The sequence below is a fragment of the uncultured Tateyamaria sp. genome, from assembly GCF_947503415.1.
In the GTDB taxonomy this organism is placed as follows: Bacteria; Pseudomonadota; Alphaproteobacteria; order Rhodobacterales; family Rhodobacteraceae; genus Tateyamaria.
This window is the reverse complement of record NZ_CANNDS010000005.1, coordinates 277,500-297,042: the sequence shown is the minus strand read 5'-3', so window position 1 is coordinate 297,042 and position 19,543 is coordinate 277,500. Positions and strand designations below refer to the sequence as shown.

The following is a 19,543-nucleotide window of genomic DNA, read 5'->3' as shown; positions in this document are numbered from 1 at the left end:
TTGCTTTATGATTGAGTGTCCTGTGTCCACGGACAGCGGACACATGGTGAGGATCAGATGAAAAGTCAGGACATCGTCGTGCTGCTCAAGCTTGTCAGCCTTCAGGAGCAGGAAAAGATGGCTCGGTCTGGAGATAACGATTGGTTGTCACCGCGCGAAGAGCCTTTCTCCGCGCGCGGATTAGCAGCATCGCTCGGGATCAGCAAATCAGAAGTCAATGCATCGATCAACCGAAGCATTGGTTCTGGACTTGCCATCAAAGATCGTGAGCTCGGAAGGGCTAAACCCAATCGCCGCGATCTCAGTAGCTTTATCATTCACGGGCTAAAGTTCGTGTTCCCGGCAAAACCCGGCGCAATGATACGAGGAATACCAACCGCCTTTGCAGCTCCAATGCTCAAGAGCCTGCTAATGTCAGTCGGCGATTACCAATATGTATGGCCGTATGCACATGGTGAAGACATGGGCCAATCTATTGAACCTCTCTTCAAGTCAGTACCGGAAGCCGTGCAGAGTGACGAGCGGCTCTACGAATATCTCGCCCTCGTCGACGCAATCAGGTTAGGCAAGCAGCGCGAAACAAGTCTTGCAGCGGACCAACTATCTGAAAGACTCTTGAAGCGATGACAACCGTCCAAGGCCAGTTGCGAAACATGCTTGTGACGGTTGCGGACGCGCTTGGACCAGACTTGCGTGATCGGTTTGTCTTTGTTGGAGGTTGCACGACAGCGCTGTTCATCACAGACGCCATCACTCTTGAAGATGTGCGAGCAACTGATGACGTCGATCTGATCGTTGACTTGGCAGGCTATGGCGAGTGGGCTCAACTACAAAAGAGGCTGCGACAACAAGGATTTTCTGAATCTCATGAAGACAACGTCATTTGTCGGATGCGATTAGGCGAGCTCAAAGTCGACTTTATGCCCGACGATGAAAAAATACTCGGATTTAGCAACCGTTGGTACGCGAGAGGCATCGAGACGGCGGTGACTTATCCGTTGACCGACGCAATGGAGATCAAGCTTCTGCAACCCGAACTCTTCATTGCGACCAAGATTGAGGCGTTTCTTGGCAGAGGGAATGACGATCTCATTACAAGCCGAGATGTCGAGGACATCTTACTGATGGTTGATGGGCGTAGAGAGTTGATCCAGGAGATAAGAGACGCTGAATCAGATACCCGTGAATTCATTGCAGAACAAATGCGTGCGCTCCGAAATCACTACGATTTTGACACTTTCGTAGCGGGCAACATCAGAGGACCTGACGGTCGAGTCGATCTTGTGCGGGATCGATTTGCGTCTTTGGCAGCCAGTGATGGCGGTGCCTGAAATGACAGCTGAATTGCACTGGCGGAGCAAGCGTGGAAGGCGAACAGACGACAACTGGGATTACTGTGGTGTCGGCTTTCGGTCGGAAGCAACCTTATGTGTGGTCTTAGATGGGTCTTCTAGAAAACCAAAAAGTGGCGAACTCGTACGCCTAGTCGCAAAAGACTTGATCGATTGGTTCGTGCAAACCGAAGGACAAGTGTCCTCAGACGAAATTATTGGTCAAATGCACATAATTCACGATGCGCGATTGCCAAACTTACAACAGGCTTCGGCGAGTTATCTCATAATGCTCATCACGCGCTATCAGGCACCCATCATCTTCCATGCTGGCGACTGTCTGTTTGGCAACGTCGATACAGAAGGACTAATAGAATGGCTGATGCAACCACATACTTTGGCCAATGCAACGTGTGATCTCTCAATTGCTAAACTGGTGCATTCGAATATCAGGAACAGACTGACAAGAAGCTTGCGAGCCAACGAGTTTATGACCCCAGAGATCACGACAATACCAGCGAAACAGGGAGAGACGCTGATTGTTGCTACCGATGGTTTTTGGGCAGGGCTCAATCAAGAGGAACAACGTTGCTTCTTGGTGGACGAGGGCTGTTATGAGGGGGACGATCTGGACGATTGCAGTGCATTGAAAATCACAATCAACGACGCAGTCAGAAAACCGCACGTTACCACCACGACACCCGACAACTTATATGTCGTGATCTCTACCTGAGGTGAACTGCCATGATTGCCAAGTCAGGAACTTGTCTCACTCGCGGAAAAAGCCATACCAAGCTGCAACAAACTTCAGATGCAGCGGTCAATCAGACTGCAAGTTGACCAATTTGCCCTTCCAAGGAATGTCCTCATGTCTGCAATTCGCTATTCAACTTTTCCGCGAACCGATCCACCCCCAGAGTTCGTATCGCCTTTGGTACAGGCCTTTATCGATCATGAGGCGTCTATCTCGACCCTTGCGCGCAAAAAGGGGCTCACCAGCGACGCGGTCCTCTCGGAGATGCGGAATGATTTGCAGGCGATTGGCTTCGAAGTTGAGCAAGGCAAGGCGGCACAGGACAAGATCAAACGGCCAGTGTTCTTCGGCGAGAATGGCGTGCCAGGTCTGCAATACGAGGTTGATGCCTTTCACACGGTGTGGCGCTGTGGACTAGAAATCGAGGCGGGGCGAGCTTGGCAGGGCAATGCGGTTTATCGCGACCTGATTCAAGCACTTGTGATGGTAAATCTGGACTATCTCGCCCTCGCTGTTCCGAACGGATATCGCAGGAAAAGTCTCGGTCGCACCGTAGTCAGCAAAGACTACGAAAATACCTGTGCCGTCGCAGACTCGCTGTATGCGCACAGCAGGCTTCGGATGCCATACGGCTTAATCGTAGTCGGTTACTAGAATGCGACAAAAGTCTTTCAAGGGAAATCATATGAAGCCAGTCGGAGATGATGTCGGAGTGCTCAGATGCTGGCAGGCGCATGCCGGATAAGTGGAGGCTTGTTCGAAGCGGACCGTTTTTTTGCGTTAGAGCAACCGGCGGTTTCAAAAATCGATGCCAACGTACGCAGAAAATTTGCAACTTGTAGATAGATCCTCTGTAACCTCCTTGATTCATTGGTTATTTACTAAAGCAAAGGAAGAAAAATTGAAAATGCGCGTTGACTAACCTTGTCAACCCAATCATTCTCCTTTGAAGGGAGACTTCGATGAATTCAGCCGGCCTACACATCAAGAAACGGCGTGAAGCCATGGGGATTTCTCAAGCAGCGTTGGCTGCACAGATCGGGGTCGATAAGAGCTTTCTTAGTTTAGTTGAAAGCGGGAAGAGAGTCCCAACTGAGGAACACGTGGTTCGGCTGAGCGAGGCCCTTGGATTACCCGCCGAGCTATTGCTTTTGCAAGCCGGAAGGTTGCCAAAAGATGTGCAGATCGCGATTGACGATGATGCAACAGCCGTGGCGGCGGTCGTAAGGACGTGGTCAGAGCACGACGCCGTCGTCTACCCCGCCAAGCCTGGGAGCGCGCCTCGGTCTAAGCCAAATCGTAGGCGCAGCAACAAAATATCCGCGACAGTTCCCTCATTGATCCAGGTAAGCAAATCGAGCACGACATATCGCGCCCACAGTTATCATACGAAAGTTCCGCCTTCAGCAATTGCCCCATTTATTGAAGCGTTTACCAGACCTGGAGATTTAGTCAGTGATCCATTCTGCGGATCTGGTATGACAGGTGTCGCTGCCCTCGACGCAGGGCGTGATGCATTGCTTTCCGATCTTTCTCCTGCAGCTGTTCACATTGCGCGCAATTACACATCACCATGTGACCCAAAGCGTTTCGAAGAAGCACTTCTTATGGTTGAGAAGGAAGCCAAGGCGACCATGGATTGGCTATATGTACCAATCAGTAGTCAGGGTGAGCGGATTGAGTATACCGTCTGGAGCGATGTATTTGCATGCAGTTCTTGCTCGTCGCCTTTTAGCTATTGGGATGCATCTCAGGAAGGCATGAGCAAGGAGCTAACTTGCCCGAAGTGCAGCGCAAAACTGGAAAAAAATGGACTCGCTTGGATCGATGAAGTGCCGGTCCGCACCCATGTTTCTCAACCTGGCCGAAGAATACATGCCCACCTACCGACACCGGCCGAGCTGACGTTGATAGATGAAATTGAAGGAACGAGTATTCCTTACTGGATCCCATCAAACCCGTTTGCCGCTGACCGCGAGATGTGGCGATCTGCGCATTCGGCAATGGGAGTTACAGATGCCGCCAGCTTTTATACGAAGCGCAACCTGCATGCGCTAGCGGCCCTTCGGCATGCGATTGTTAAGGTTTCGGAGAGCCGTGTTCGCGAAGCGTTGCTGTTCGCGTTCACAGCATGTGTGAATCGCGCTTCGAAACGGTATCAGTGGAATGCGAAACGTCCAACCAATGTCATGACAGGGACGATGTACATTTCGTCGCTGCGCTACGAATGGAATGTATGGAGCCTTTTCAAGCGAAAAGCAGCAGATGTATTACGTTTTTACAAATCCCGAGTAGGGATTAATTCAGAAGCACAAGTTTTCCAAAGCTCTGCTACGGACCTAGCCTGTATTCCAGACAGCGCAGTCGATCTGGTCTTCATGGACCCACCGTTTGGATCAAATATCTTTTATGCAGACAGCTCTTTGCTCTGGGATGCCTGGATTGGAGGTCAAACCGACCAAACCAACGAGATCGTGGTAAACCAGCGCCGTCGGCGGGAAGCGGGTGGGAAGGACCTTGAGCTTTATGGCGATCTGATGACGCAAGCGTTTACGGAGTCGGCGCGCATCATGCGATCTGGCGGCAAGGGAGTTCTCGCATTCTCCAACACCAACGATCGCGTATGGAGCGAAGTTCAAGATGCCCTATCTGATGCTGGCTTGGAAACCGAGAGCGTACATGTGCTGAACAAAGGACAACCATCGATCAAAGGCGTGAAGGGGCAGTTAAAGCAAGAACGTGTGACGCGACTTGATCTTATGCTAACGTTGTCACATCGATCTCGGTCGCCCCGCAAACGTGAAGCAGCTCCTCAGGCATTCATAGATGCGTCAATATTGAGCGCATTATCTGAAGGGCTCAGTGATCCCGATCACGTATACACTGCGGTCCTGAGAGACGTTCTGAAAGAAGAACTGGCAGCAACCGGCATTACCATTGCCAGCGTTGAGAAGCGCCGTAGAGAGCTAGAGCCGCATGACGACGTTGCAGAGATGCAGGACTTCGTAGAAGGATATCTTTCATCGCAACCGCTTCCGACAACTGACAACAAGGCTGCACCCAAGTTTCCACCAAAAGAACGAATGATATCTGGGACCCGTAATACAGCTTTCTACAATGCGCACAGCTATCATACCAAGGTTCCTCCAGAAGCGATTTCTCCCTTTATCGAGCACTTTACAAAGCCTGGTGCTGTTGTTCTGGATCCGTTTTGCGGTTCCGGTATGACTGGTGTTTCTGCCGCATTGTGCGGCAGGCGCGCGATCCTGAATGACCTTTCTCCAGCGGCAGTACACTTGGCCTGGAACCACACTCGGGCATGTAAAGAAGACGATCTACAGGTCGCTTTTGACCGGATGGCGGGCGATGTTGAGGAATATATGGCCCGATACTACGCGACAATCGATGATCACGGAGAGCCGGCAGAAATCCGTTGGACGCTTTGGAGTACACGTCACCGATGCCCTCAGTGTCGCAAGGATTTTTTATTGTGGGACACAGTTGATCAATGCTCGGGGCGCATCAGCCGAGGAACCGTGTGTCCGTCCTGTTCATTCAGTGCAGATAGGCGGAAATTTGACACAGTGGGCAACGAACCGGCTGTTGTTGCGTTCACTCGTCAGGATGGTTCTAAGGGCGAGCGCCCTGCAACCGAACAAGACTTCGCCGACGCGCAGAAGTTTTCAGCTGAAGACTGCCAAGCACCCTTTCCCGATGTCGCATTGGAAGCCGATAGAGAGATGCACCGAAGATGCGCCTTGCACCTTCAAGGCATCCGGAGCGTTCGCGACATGTACACGGACCGAAATAGGCTTGCTTTAGCGATCCTATGGAAAGCGATCCAGAAAGAGCCCAATCACCGCCTTCGTGCCTGTCTGGCGTTTGCGTTCACCAATACAGCTTGGCACGGAACAAAAATGCGGCGGTTCAATGCGCGCGGCGGACATCGTCCTCTGACGGGCACTTTGTATGTTCCGCAACTCTCTGCCGAAGCAAATGTGCTGCAAGTCATGCGCAACAAGATTCGACAATTGAAGTCTTATTACCGCGCATTCCAACCTGCAGAAATCGAGCCCCCTCATGTTATGACCCAAAGTGCTGCCGATCTGTCAGGAATACCGGAAGGCAGCATCGATTACGTCTTCACTGACCCTCCTTTCGGATCAAACATTTTTTATGCTGACTGCAATTTGATTTGGGAGTCCTGGCTCGGCCGCGTTACGGATCCAAGTCTTGAAGCGGTGGTGAATCGGTCTCTACAACCGGCAGATGGAGGAAAAACGCTTGCAGACTACTCCGCCCTTATGGAGGCCTCGCTTGCGGAAATAGCGCGGGTCTTAAAGCCCGGCGGATGGGCTACCATCGTTTTCCACAACACAGACAGCGAGGTTTGGCGTGCATTAAGCGAAGCAGCAGCGGCCGCTGGTTTCGTTTTTCATGAAGCGGCCTCTCTGGATCGGAAACAGCAAAGCCACAAAGGGTATAAAGGGCGAGGTGGCTCGGAGAATGTAGCCCATTTTGACGTAGTAATGAACCTACGTAAACCATTGGACGGTGCCGTTAAGCGAACCAACAAAAACCAAGTGATGGACATAGACGCGCTAGTTGAGGATGCCACATCAATCCCAGGTATATCCGACCGAGGCGTTCAAGGTATCCATGCCGAAATCATGCGCCGATTAATGTCTGAAGGCCGCACAGAATTTCCAGATTTTCAGCAGGTCCGCCAAGCCTTTTCACAGACTTAGGTTGACTCCCTGCAATCAAAAGCTGAGGGTCAGCTTATAAAGCTGCATCGTCTGCAGTTGTGATTCCCTTTGCGAGAGGTCGGAGTTTGGACGACATTCTAACGATTGGAGACGTGGCAAAACGGCTCAAATTTGACGAAGGTACTGTCCTCGCAATGCTGGAGGAGGGGGAACTGCCCGGGTTCATGTTACGCTCAGAATGGCGTTTGACACGAGATCATTTCGAGCAATGGATTTCTGGTGTAGCCGCCGGCCAAGATCCGAAGGATCTGGTTGCCGCGATAACCCAGAACCTCAACAAAAAGAAGACGGTAAAACCTCGTGAACCGGTCCAGGACAAAGACCAAGGCGAACCGGCGCAGACCGGCCAATCGGTGGCGCCGCTGACGACCAGAGTATCGCAACCAGAACTCCATAGGCGTTTCTTGAAGGCGCTCGGTGAAAAAGCGCAATCTAACTCAGAGATTGAGCGCAAACCACTCGAAGTTGACCTTTCTACACCAATGCCATCACGTATCAGAGTCTATCTCTTCAACGTAACAAGGCCCCCAGGTGGTAGGCCCCTTGGTGAGCACAAAGTGCAGTTGATCATACCTGGTCAGAAGCGCGGTGAACGTGCGAACTTCGATCAGACAGACGGACGCATTGTCCTTCTTGCTGGGTATGCGGCCGAGGAAGACGTTTTTGTGCTTTGGGATGCTGGCCTTTACGCAGATTTCGCATGGTCGAGAAACGTGCAAGTCAAGGCGGCAACACTAATTGAGGCGTCTGCAGGGCGCGTGGCTGAACAGGGGCGTAGGCTCCGGCCAACGGATGGTGAGGCGGTCACCGAAACCCTGCTTGCCTGCCCACCGCAACGTTTGTGTGACGCTATCCTACGGCGCGTAGAAATTACCCGCCGCAGGATGGCAGAATGAAGGTTTTGGGGAGGCTGCAGGACTTCGAATTCAAGCGGGCATATCACAAACCCGCTGATAACATTGCTGCGGACTTCTACCTTCCTGCTATGGGCGCGTCGGTAACATACGACAGAGCGGTCGGGTTTTTCTCGAGCACAATTTTTCTCTTGGCCTGGCCAAGTCTAAAAGAATTTGTGGCAGCAGGCGGGAAAATGCGGCTGATCTGCTCTCCCATCCTCTCAGAAAGGGACCATTCCGCGCTGCGTGACGGCTACTCACTTCGGGCGGAACTTGAAGCAGGTAAGGAGATAGCCCGATCGTTTGAAGAGCTCTTGGCAACGGAAGGGCTGGTCAAACCTGCCGTTGTTTTGGCGTCGCTTGTGGCAGCAGGTGTCATAGACTGTCGCGTTGCTTGGGTTGGCGATGAAGCTGGAGGCCGCCCGAAACGTCTCTTTCACGACAAGGTGGGCATCTTGACGGATCAGTTTGATGATCGCGTTGCCTTCAAAGGGTCAATGAACGAGACGTGGCCAGGGCTTGCGCAAGATGGGAATCTTGAGTCAGTCGACGTTTTTGCAAGTTGGCGTGACGATGGCGAGAAACAGCGTGTTGCAGATGAGGCCGAGTACTTTGGAAAAGTATGGAATGACGAATGGTCGGGCGTCACTGTGCGGCCCCTACCAGATGTCGCTCTGGAAGCGATCGTCTCTGCCGCTGATGCCGCACAATGGCCGGAGTTTGTCGATGAGATATGCATTGAGCTAGAAGAGGCTGCGCGCTGGTCTGCTGAAGCTGGAGTTCCGGGGGGTAGGTCGCCGCGGCCACATCAGGTCAGCGCGCTGGACGCATGGGAGAGGCGTGGCCGCCGCGGCATCTTTAAGCATGCGACTGGGTCAGGGAAGACCTTCACGGCGCTCTGTGCGATTAAAGACAGCCTCAGTCGTTCTGAAATTCCTATCATATTGGTTCCTAGCGAATTGCTTCTAAAGCAATGGAGCGACGAACTACGTGAAACGTTTGAGTCCGCTGGGTTGCAATTAATGATCTGTGGGGGAGGGAATAGGCATTGGGCGCAAGGATCGAACTTACGTATTTGGAGCCGTAAAGGAGCCGGGAATCGCGCGATACTGGCGACCACTCAAACGGCAACAAGCGAACGTTTCCGGGGACTCATTAGTGGCGGACCACATCTCTTCTTGGTGGCAGACGAAGTGCACAGGTTAGGTGCGCCATCTGCCCGCCAGATCCTTTCACTTGAGACGGGACCGCGACTTGGATTAAGCGCAACACCAGAACGTGCTGGAGACCCAGACGGAACAGCGGCAATCACCTCATATTTCGAGGGTATCGTTCCCCCACCGTTTTCCCTTGAGGATGCCATTAAAGCTAAAGCTTTGACACCTTATGCCTACAACGCCCACACGGTTTCGCTCACGGAAGCAGAGCGCACTGCTTGGAACAAATTGTCTGAAGATATTCGCCGGTTGTTTGCGAGAGCAATGACAGCTGGCGATGACGGAGATGCTTCACTTTCAGGACAACTAAAGCGGCTGCTGATTCAGCGCGCAAGGATCGTCAAACGCGCTGAAGGAAAAATCTCCTTGGCCGCGGAGATCGTGTCTGGATCCTATAAACCGGGTGAGCGTTGGATTGTCTATTGCGACGATCAACATCAACTCGCGAGTGTCAAAGACGCCATTTCATCGGCGGGAATCGAAGATAATTTTGAGTACCACAGCAGCATGGTCGGAGATCGGGCACGCACCCTTGATATATTCAGCGAGCGAGGTGGCGTGCTGGTTTCGATCAGGTGCCTCGACGAAGGGGTGGATATACCGTTGGTAAGCCACGCACTCATCCTTGCGTCATCGAAGAACCCTAGAGAATTCATACAGAGGCGGGGAAGGGTACTTCGAAAAGCAGATGGCAAAGCGCTTGCGCATATTCACGATGTAATCGTCGCCCCGGAGATCGAAGATGACGATCACGGTGGCGGATCGATTTTGAAAGGGGAACTGGCAAGGGCCATCGAGTTCGGTCGGCATGCAATTAACCCAGGAGCCGTTGCAGACCTTAACCGCATTGCTGCCGCTGCAGGTTTGGATTGGACTTCTTTGACAGAGAATGGATTTGAAACAGACGACGATGAGAACGATTTGGAGATGGTGAATGTCTGATGACGCACGTGACAATCGCGACGCAACTGTCGCGGATACGATTGAAAGAATCCGGGCAGAGAAGTTTCCTGACGTGGACCGCGACCTGGTCCTAGACGTGCTTCGCTTCCATGCCGATGGAGTAGTAGTTGACCATGTTGATCGACAGATTGATGAAGCAATTGCCGAGCGCCTCAAAGGGGATGACTAATGCTTCGGATAAAATCACTCACCATGCAAAACTTTGGAGCGTTCAAAGGAGAGCAAAGATTTGAACTCCCGCAGGACGAGGGAGTTACGGTATTTTACGGCGAAAACATGCGAGGTAAAACAACACTTTTGAACGCCTTTCGCTTTGCATTATTTGGTAAGATCATTGGTCGGGGGCGGCGCTCTGTTTCATTCCACGACATGATCAATTGGGAGGCGCGCGCGGACGGCGTTCAGAGTTTTGAAGTGCGATTGATCCTTAGCCATGCTGGAGCAGAGTACAGACTCACAAGGACCTGTAAGCCCAAGAGTGGGCATAACACGCCTACAGGTCATGAAGACTATGTCGCGGACTACTATCTGGAGCGTGGGGGACACATACTACCGCCGCAACAGGCAGCGATGGAAATCGAACGCATATTGCCAGAACAAATTGCGCGTTTCTTTCTCTTCGATGGCGAATTGTTGCAGGAATATGAGGATCTGCTCTACAGCGATACGGACATGGGCCCAAAGATCAGCCAGGCCATCGAACGTATTCTCGGCTTGCCGACACTGACAAAATCGCGCGACTCCTTGAAAGCAGCACTCGACCGCGCGGAAGCTCGCGTCGCATTGGCAGCACAGGGCGATCAAAAAACACGCGAGTACGGCAATCAACTGCAAAATCTTGTTGAAGAACGCACTGTGTTGACGGGCGACCTTTTCCGGCATGAGAAAGCTCTGGAGGACCTCCGTGCCAGAAAAGTTGCCATAGAAGACGATATGCGACGCAAGCAGAGGATGGCGACGCTTCTAGAGAAACGTGACCGCCTCACGGATGAGGTTGCTGGGCTCCTGACAGAGATCGCCAAGAAGCAAGAAGCGATTACGGTAGCAATGTCTCCAGCGTGGGCCGCCATCATCGTGGATAAGCTAAAGTTGGCGCTGACGAGACACCTGAAACGGGAGGTCGAATTGCAAAGCACCGTTATGCGCGCGCAAGTTTTGCAAAGCCTCTCGGAGGGCCATGACCCGGAATGCCCCACCTGCCTACAGATCGTTTCCGACGAAGCACAGACCAAGATTCGCGCCCATCTTCCCAATGCAGATGCGGGAACAGAGGATGATCGAAACAGGGAGCTTGCAAGTGTACGACGTCAGATTGATGCGATTAACGCCCAGCTCGAAAACACCAATCCGGAGGTGCTTCGCTTGTTGTGGACTGATTTTGAAGCCCATCGGCGCAGCATATACACAAAACGCGGTGAGATTGAGGAGATTAAGAAGAAACTGAGTGGCGATTCAGAAGGTGAAATCAAAGGCCTTCAAAGAGAGTACGAGTCAAATGTCCGTCAGACCGCAGCCCTCGAGAAAGGTATAGCTGAGACCAATGATAAGCTCCTTGAGAATGCTGGTTATCGCGAAAAATTGCAAAAGCGCTTAGACAAGCTTGCAGGAAGCGAGATGGACCTTGAAAGACGTAGGCGTGATCTTGCGAACACGCTATATGACATGTTCAACGAAAGTGTCGGTGTCTACCGGGAACAGCTTCGTCGTCGAATTGAGGCCGATGCCAGCAGTTATTTCAAGCGGCTGACGACGGAAGAGGACTACGCGGGTCTAAGAATTAACGATACATACGGCCTTACCATCATGCACCGCGACGGAAGCGATATACCGATGCGATCTGCTGGTGCAGAGCATGTAGTGGCACTCTCTCTGGTAGCCGCTCTTCAGAACAACGCCCAATTGCGCGGACCTATCGTGGTGGACTCTCCGTTTGGCCGATTAGATGGAGGCCACAGAGCTCGCATTGTAGAGACGCTCCCGGAGATGGCCGACCAAGTTATCCTACTCGTATATGAGGAAGAATTGCCGCCGGCGCGAGCGCGCGAGGCATTAAAGGGACGCCTCAAATCAGAATGGACACTCGAACGAAAAACAGCCCGTCACACCGAACTTGCAGAGAGATAAGGAGGCAAAAATGGTTAACCAGAAAGCGGCAGATAAAAAGACGGTTGGCATTACTTCTGGCAACGAGAGCATTCTTACCGCACTCGTGTCGGAAGGTCTGTTTGCGTCCGAAATCGATGCGGCTAAATTTGCTATGGCGTATGCAATTGATTTGGAAATAACCCGCGGCACGACAGAAGGAGCGGGCACTAAGTGGAATGTCGGCAGCGTCGATAGCGATGGTACGATGAAGGCCATTATTCAGGCCTTGTACCCCGAGGAAGCACAGCCGTATCGCTTGATTGAGCATCTCATGAATGAGGGGTTGGGCCGACTGAAATCCGAAGAAGGTTTGCCACCCGATGTAGCGGGCATACTGTTTGAAGAGAACTCAGAAGGAGAAAATCAAGATAGCCCGTCTTAGTAAGAACACTCTTATCTCTAAAGCAACAGACGCGTTGGCAGAGGGTGGTTGGTCAGTTGAAATGCTGACTGAGGATGGCACCCATCCCGCAAGATTTATCATGAGCCAGGATGGGGTGAACCATGTTGTAAAACTCTATGTCTGGAATCTTTCGCATGGCGGCAAGAGCAGATCGCAAGACGAATATCGCATTCAAATCACTGGCGTCGAAACGTTCGAGCCCGAACAAAACGGGCGAACTCTTCTGCTTGGTTGGAGTGAAGACTTTAATGTATTTGCTGGGTTCGACGTTCAGCGTCGTTTGGGAAAAATGGGAGCTTCTCCATCGATTCAGATCACAGCAAAAACATTGCAGGCAGCTGTTGAGAGCGGCGCTTCCTTACAAGACAAGACGAAGAACGAATTTGCGGCTGCGCTTACACCGGAAAAACTTGGACGATATGCCCAGCACCTAAGCACAGCGCATCAAGGCGATTTGGGTCCCGTCTTGGCAAGCGAAGAGGATCCCGCATCCGATCCACTCGCATCCGAAATATCTCGAATTGGATCTGACGCTATAGGTTTCAATCTCGCAGCCAGCAAGGAACCCGATCTACGATCAGAGATACTTGCAGGCGTGGCAGATCTGCTGGCTGCTCTTGATCTTGATGGGCAGCAGGCTCCTGCACAAATCGGGCACAACAGTCCACCGGGGCCAGTCGAAGATCCGGACGTTGCTGTCGCGGAAGTCGAAGCCGCTGCCACAAAGATCAAGGTTGAACTTGAGGCGGAAGAGCCAGATGTGCGGCAAGTAGCGGCATCTGGATCTTTTCTCGCATGGATGGGCAAAATTCTTCGGGTCGTGCGGGCTGAAGTCGGGCAAACGATTGATAAGGGCAAGGATATTGCTCGAGAGTATGCCGTGAAGGCGGTTGTCGGCACAGTGGGAACAAGCGCTGTGCTTTACAAAGGTGAAATCGTTGAAGGACTGCGACGAGTCGGAGCGACTATATTACAGTGGCTCCAGCAGATCTCGGTTTTTTGATCCGCATTGACGGGCAAGACCTACTTATGTCGAGAAAATAGCAATAGAAACAGAGTGGACAATGCTAGTGAATTCGGCTGAGTTGAGAGATACTTACTTGGAACTCATGAAGCGTGAAAAGCCGGAACAGGTGGTGGCGTGGTCAAGGACGGCAATTACAACCGGCCGCAAAATTGGCCCCACGACAGTGACGGAACAACGCTTAAGGAACTTCGTTGATTTAGAATCCCGTCTGTTGCCTAGCAAGATTTGGTCAAATAGTTGAACCTTTCCACAGACATCCCATCTCGCAGCATTTCCGAGATTCTGAGAACAAAGGCACGAAATGCTCTTTCGAACGCTCTTGATGCGCATCGGAAGGAACTTTCAACCTACGAAAGCCTAAAGAACCTCGGAGAAGTCATTGGGACCGAATACGGTGACCGAGTACTTTTTGAGCTCATCCAGAATGCGCACGACGCTCACAAAATTGGTGAGGATGGTGCGATCACCATCAAGTTTGTCAAAATATCGGAAACCGCAGGTTACCTTTATGTGGCCAACCGAGGGCGTGGTTTCAAAGAGCGTGATGTAAATGCCATCATGAACCTGGCGACCAGCGGAAAAGAGATCGGCGAGGGGATTGGCAACAAGGGACTCGGCTTTCGCAGTATCGAAGCGATCACTGACGATGTACGTATCTACTCACGATCGCAGGAACGGACGACTAAATCGTTCGATGGGTTCTGTTTCCGATTTTCTCAACCAAGTGAGATACGTGACATCATTCTTTCCGAGCTTCTCGATCAAGATGTTCGGGAAGATGAAGCAGATCGGATCTCGCAGACAATCCCTCGATACCTGGTACCGCAGCCGCTAGATGAAATCCCTCCCGAGGTCGAACGCTTCGCGTCTGCCGGTTTTGCGACGGTTGTAGTTGCTCCTCTGCGATCCTCGTCAGCGGTGGCTCTGGTGGGAAAACAAGTTGACGAGATCGCAAACTTCGAACATCCGCTTCTCCTTTTTCTCGATCGTATCGGGGAAGTCCGCATAGACGTTGAAATCGATGGTAAAAGAACAAGTAGCCGTCGCCTGACCAGACGCGAGAAATCTCTGCGGGAGGGGGGGCGCCCAGGGAGCCCTAGGATCTCCGAGATTGACGTTGGAGAGCGGCGTCGCTTCCTCCTGGTACAGCAGGAGGTCGACAAGGAACGGGTCCTTGATGCCGTTAGGGAAAGCATCGACCGAGCCCCCGCTTTGAAGCGTTGGTTGGACTGGAAGGGACAACCATCTGTTTCGGTCGCAGTAGGGATAACCACCGCGGCCGTTTTGAACGGACAACTTTACAACTTTTTACCAATGGCAAGCGAAGCTGGATCGCCCCTCGTGGGCCACATTGACGCCCCGTTTTTTGCAGACATCGACCGACGCAATACCGAGTTGGATCTTCCGCTTAACATTATCCTAATGGAGGCTGTTGCAGAGACCTGCCTTTCCGGGGCTCTCGCCGCCGTACATGAGCAACTAGATGTTCCCGGTCGGAGTGTCTTTGATCTGATCGCGTGGACCGGAAGTGCCGCAAAGAAACTGGATGGCGCGATCCGGGTTGCGGAATCGCAATTAAAAGACATTCGCCTTGTTCCAATCATTCCGACCAAGGACGGCGAAAGATGGTCCACGATCAATGACGTTACCATCTGGCCCGAGGTCAATTTCGCGTTGCTGAAACCGCGCGAGATTGTGAAGCATATTGGCATAAACCTAACTTCGAGCGACTTGGATAGCGAGCGCCTTGAGCGTCTTCGCGAAATGGCGGGTCGCTGCTGGGGCCGCTATGGCTGGCAGTATTCCCGCCTCCCTTCGCCCGACGAGATCCCCGAGTGGTCGGCGATTTTTGCGAGAACGCTCGTCGACCGGGGGGCAAAGCCAGCAACATGGTCGAAATTCTATAAGGATCTGGCCACCCTCTGCGAGGCTTCAGAGGTTGACTTGGATTGTCTGGACGGCGTCGAAGTCCTGATCGACCGGTCGGGGAAGCTGCGCTCGGCGGGTGGACATGATGCGGACGGTCGGCACGGTCTCTACGTTCGCAGCGAAAGCGAGATCGGCAAGCGCAGGAAAGGTGGCATTCCATTGCCGCCGCCGTCCTTGACCAGAGGGTATCGTTTTTTCGATGAGAAGATCGGTCTGTCCGACGAAGTGCTGAAAGCTTTCGCCGACGCAGGGCTCATTCGGAAGTTTGATCCAATCGAAGCGCTGTCCGGTCTCGGCTCCGCGCTTGGTAAGGCACCTAGTGACAAGAGACGCGTGGAAGCGCTCGATTGGGCGTTTCGCGTCTGGGATGCGGCGGGAAAGAGCGCGGAAGCTGCGATAAAGAGTGCCGACCTACACGTGCCCACGCTTGGAGGCTGGATGCGAGCCGACAACGCCGTGTTTTCGGGAACGTGGACCGAAGCCGGAAGACGTCTGGAAGCCTATCTCAGCGACGCCTCCGCATATTCGGAGGACTGCGAGCGGGCGAGGAAACATCTTCTAAAGCCTTTGGACGAATGGGAAACCCGGATCGACGCTGGCGCTCGAAAATGGGTGACGTTTCTGGAAGTGATTGAGGTAGCCGATGGCCTGAAGCCCATTGCGGCTAGAATTCGACGGAGAGGCTCGCCTTCGGGATACTGGGACAACCTGCTGCGTCGCGGAGACCTAAAGAACGGCCTCGGCGAGGCTTGGATAAGGCACGCGGGCACTACCACCTTTCATCATCCTAATACGGACGATTACGCGCTCAAGGGCGAGTTCTGGCGGATGCCGGGGCAGAACGAACATGACGAGCTGCCTGAGCATTTGCGCGAAGCATTCTATGAATTGCTTGTCCAACACCTCTCGTTTTATGGCCGAAAGTTCCTTTCTGCGCGAATTGGACGTTACGATCGTGCACAGCGTGACTGGGACGAACGTCGCGTTGTCACACCGATAGGCGCGTTCCTGCGATCCGAGGCGTGGCTGCAGGGCGACCTGCGCGGTGAACGCATATTCCTTTCAACAAACCAGTGTTGGGCATCAAGGACGAAAAGACCAGGAGTTCCGGCATTTGTTCCGCGTCTTTCCGACGACGCTAGAGTGCTTGTCGAGAGAGAGGAGATCGCCAAGATCTCATTTGGCGATGCGCTTGGACTTCTGGACTGGGCCAGTCCTGAGACGGCGCCGCTGCGCCTCGCCGCTCTGGCGAACTCTGCCAGAAACCTTCAGTCGGGTGATGTGGCGACCTTTCGACGCCAACACGGCCGGGCTTGGGGGGAACTGGCCGAGAGCGGTGCAGCGTTGCCATCTGACCTTCCGCTGGCGGCTTATCGTTTCGGAAACCTAGCGTACATCGAGGGCGACAAGGCTGAGTCGATCGAGGTGATCCTTGTCGACAACGCACAAAGCTTTGAGGCGCGGGCCCTTTCCGCCGCCGGCCTTGCCATACTTGAAGTGGGGGACGCCGACCTCGATATCATCGTGGAGAGCCTCAAACACATCAATGGCTATTCGCCCAGTAAGCTGGACCGAGCCTCCGTCCGGTTGCTTGTGGATGGTTCGGTGTTCGTTCCAAGGAACGATGACGACCATCTGGTATCACAGGGCCTAGACTGGCTTCCAGAAGTCGCGGTGATCGCCAACGAGGTTGTGGGCGAGAACCTTGAGCGACGGATTCAGCATGCCACTCTCGACAAGGGGATCCGAGCGATTAGGCTTCGGAGGTGCAGTTCAATTTCACTGCAGGTGGCTGACCAGGAGGTGACGGGCGGTGGCCGCATGGACTGGTACGCCTTCCGGGACGATGCCAGCCCGACGCTTATCCTGACGCACGGCGTATCTCTCGATTGGCCACGCTTGGCGAAGGGTCTTGCTTCTGAGATATCCAAGCTTACCGACACGCGACTTCGCTCCCTAGAGTTGGTGCTTCTCCGCTTGGCGGTCGGACGCCCCGAAGGCATTCTCGAACGCCCCTCGGACGCGGAACTCGCCACTGCGCTTGGTTGTGATATCGGAATTGTCGAAGATATGCGCGCGGGGATGCGGACCGATCTGGCCCACGTCCTTTACCTTGTGGTCCCGGTTGTCGCATACTTCGAAGGTGCCGAACTCGCGCGCGCCCTTGGCGAAGCCGCAGAGAATGCGGGGGCGGAATTCAGCCTGCGGGGTTGGCTAGAGACGCATCTTTCGGAAAACTCCCCGCGCACCGGCGACCTGCTCGCCGCCTGCGAGGAAAGTCCCGACCGGCGTTCGATTTCGGCGACGCTGGGGCTTGACTACGGAAAATTCAACCGGGTTCTTCAGTCTCTCGGTGAAGATGCCCTATCTAGCGAAGCAGAATTGCGGGCCACCTTCGAAGCGTACCTGCGCGAGTTGGCGCCAGGGCTCCGAGACCGGCTTAGATGCCTGCATATTGAGGATTACCGGCAAGGACGCGAGCTTTCCACCTACCTTTCAAGGCGCGAGCTTCAATTCATCCCGTTTGATCCGAGTTGGGTCCTAGATTGCGAAACGCTCGACCGTCAGACGGTTGTCACGCATGTGGAGCGGTCCTTCGCTGATGCGCTGGGAGAAATCCCGGAAGCGGATCTTCCGGCCTTCGAGAAGATGATTAGCGAGAACAGAAAAGTGGTCCGCGCCTTTGCAAGCGAGGCCAAATCCATATTAGGGGCGTGGACCCGAAAGAACCATCCCGATCTACCAGAGATCTGGGAACGAGGTGAGGCACAAGATGTCGTGCGCCTGGTGGAGAATGCAGGCTTCCTTGACTTCGAGGTGATCAAACAGGACCAAGTGGCTGGTCTCTGCGAGCGGGCGGGCATCTGGCCCAAGGAAATGCCCGCACGGATTGATCCGGAAGGTCTCGGGCTTGACGAAGGCGCTGTGCGCGAAGAGCAGGAGCGGAAGGCCAGAGAGCAGCAAGAACTTGATCGTCGGAAGCGCATCATCGAATTCGCTGGACAGGATCTTGATCCAGATGAACCGTCGTTTGCTGTAGCAATGCAAAACATTGCCGAGGCCGCGATCGAGTCTGACGATAGCTGGTTCGCAAGGAGTCGGCAGCGCACTAGGCTGGTGCCGTTTGATGAGACGTCGAGATCGGACTCCGGTGGTGGCAACGGCGGGGGAGGTAAGCGGGGGCAGCGGGTCGCACGCCTGACCGAAACGCAGAAGGTCGCAATGGGCGTCGCCAGTGAATGGTTGGCCTTTCAGTACCTCAAGCGACGGTTTCCCGGCGCCGTCGGCGAGAGTTCGTGGATATCGGAGAATAGAACGAGGTTCTTTGGCGGCAGCGAAGGTGACGATTCAGCTGGCTACGACTTTCTTGTGCAGACACCAACAGTCGACTGGATGTTTGAAGTCAAGTCTACCCTTGAGGATGGATGCGAATTCGAACTGACCTCGAACGAACTTCGCGTCGCCAGCTCCGCATCGCGCACCGGTCGCAGACGATATCGCATTCTCTATGTTCCGCATGTCTTTTCGCCTGAGAAGTGGTGTGTCTTTGAGCTTCCCAACCCAATGGACAAAGAAACACAGGCGCAGTTTTCCGTCGTTGGCCGCGGCTCGCTTAGGCTGCGCTTTGAGCGCCGGTAGGCCGGTAGGGTGTGGTGGCAGAGATCACACTCACCTCTACGGGCATTGACGAAGACCTTTTAATTGAGACGACGCATGTTGAACTGAACTCAATTGAGGTGCTTAGCCAGTTCACCGTAGGTGGTTCATCGCCACGAATTCGGGGCTTTCGGCGGTAACGATAATGGCCCGCCATTATCGTCCCACGCAGAAATTGAGCCGCTGAGGGCGCACTTAAGCAAACCCTCCGCCTTAGGCTTTGAGGTTTGCTCGCGGGAAGGGGCCGGTCTCGCACTGGGCGATTGACAGGGCAGGGGACCTGTGGGCTGACGCCCGCTCACCCCAACCTTGACAGTTTCCAAATCCTGTTGGTCCGCCTGCCATCCCGGCAGGTCCGAGAAAACCGGCAAGCGCCGCCGCTGGCGTCGGTTCCGGTCGAGAATTCCGGTTCCTCCCACGCGCAGGCGCGCGGTTCCCTCCCAAATTCACGC

The 19,543-nt window shown here is 53.7% G+C and carries 12 protein-coding genes; all 12 read left to right on the top strand.

Features of this window, described 5'->3' with window-relative positions:
* The first annotated feature begins 57 nt into the window (after positions 1–57).
* Positions 58–627, top strand: a complete 570-nt coding sequence (locus tag Q1A32_RS22305) for a hypothetical protein (RefSeq protein ID WP_299048850.1) — start codon at positions 58–60, stop codon at positions 625–627.
* The gene (locus Q1A32_RS22300) at positions 624–1,331 is read left to right on the top strand and encodes a hypothetical protein (RefSeq protein WP_299048852.1); all 708 of its coding nucleotides are present in this window, start codon (positions 624–626) and stop codon (positions 1,329–1,331) included. Before Q1A32_RS22305 ends, Q1A32_RS22300 begins: the two co-directional genes overlap by 4 nt.
* On the top strand, positions 1,318–2,064 hold the full coding sequence (locus Q1A32_RS22295) for a protein phosphatase 2C domain-containing protein (protein WP_299048853.1): 747 nt from the start codon (positions 1,318–1,320) through the stop codon (positions 2,062–2,064). The genes Q1A32_RS22300 and Q1A32_RS22295 overlap by 14 nt, the downstream gene beginning before the upstream one ends.
* Before the next feature lie 135 nt (positions 2,065–2,199).
* Positions 2,200–2,739 carry a hypothetical protein gene (locus Q1A32_RS22290; protein WP_299048854.1) on the top strand — a complete coding sequence of 180 codons (540 nt, stop codon included), beginning with the start codon at positions 2,200–2,202 and terminating at the stop codon, positions 2,737–2,739.
* Between the two features lie 308 nt (positions 2,740–3,047).
* Positions 3,048–6,833 (top strand): DNA methyltransferase, encoded by a 3,786-nt coding sequence (locus tag Q1A32_RS22285; protein ID WP_299048856.1) that lies wholly within the window; start codon positions 3,048–3,050, stop codon positions 6,831–6,833.
* A gap of 86 nt (positions 6,834–6,919) precedes the next feature.
* Positions 6,920–7,750, top strand: coding sequence for a helix-turn-helix domain-containing protein (locus tag Q1A32_RS22280; RefSeq protein ID WP_299048858.1), 831 nt, complete (start codon positions 6,920–6,922; stop codon positions 7,748–7,750).
* Positions 7,747–9,909, top strand: coding sequence for a DEAD/DEAH box helicase family protein (locus Q1A32_RS22275; protein WP_299048859.1), 2,163 nt, complete (start codon positions 7,747–7,749; stop codon positions 9,907–9,909). Before Q1A32_RS22280 ends, Q1A32_RS22275 begins: the two co-directional genes overlap by 4 nt.
* The gene (locus tag Q1A32_RS22270; protein ID WP_299048861.1) at positions 9,902–10,099 is read left to right on the top strand and encodes a hypothetical protein; all 198 of its coding nucleotides are present in this window, start codon (positions 9,902–9,904) and stop codon (positions 10,097–10,099) included. The genes Q1A32_RS22275 and Q1A32_RS22270 overlap by 8 nt, the downstream gene beginning before the upstream one ends.
* Positions 10,099–12,054: an AAA family ATPase gene (locus Q1A32_RS22265; RefSeq protein ID WP_299048864.1), complete on the top strand. Its 1,956-nt coding sequence runs from the start codon at positions 10,099–10,101 to the stop codon at positions 12,052–12,054. Before Q1A32_RS22270 ends, Q1A32_RS22265 begins: the two co-directional genes overlap by 1 nt.
* A 10-nt stretch (positions 12,055–12,064) precedes the next feature.
* The gene (locus tag Q1A32_RS22260) at positions 12,065–12,457 is read left to right on the top strand and encodes a hypothetical protein (RefSeq protein WP_299048866.1); all 393 of its coding nucleotides are present in this window, start codon (positions 12,065–12,067) and stop codon (positions 12,455–12,457) included.
* A gap of 100 nt (positions 12,458–12,557) precedes the next feature.
* Complete coding sequence (locus Q1A32_RS22255) at positions 12,558–13,481, top strand: hypothetical protein (protein WP_299657984.1); 924 nt, start codon at positions 12,558–12,560, stop codon at positions 13,479–13,481.
* 261 nt (positions 13,482–13,742) lie between these two features.
* Positions 13,743–19,073 carry a sacsin N-terminal ATP-binding-like domain-containing protein gene (locus Q1A32_RS22250; RefSeq protein ID WP_299048871.1) on the top strand — a complete coding sequence of 1,777 codons (5,331 nt, stop codon included), beginning with the start codon at positions 13,743–13,745 and terminating at the stop codon, positions 19,071–19,073.
* The last annotated feature ends 470 nt before the right edge of the window (positions 19,074–19,543 follow it).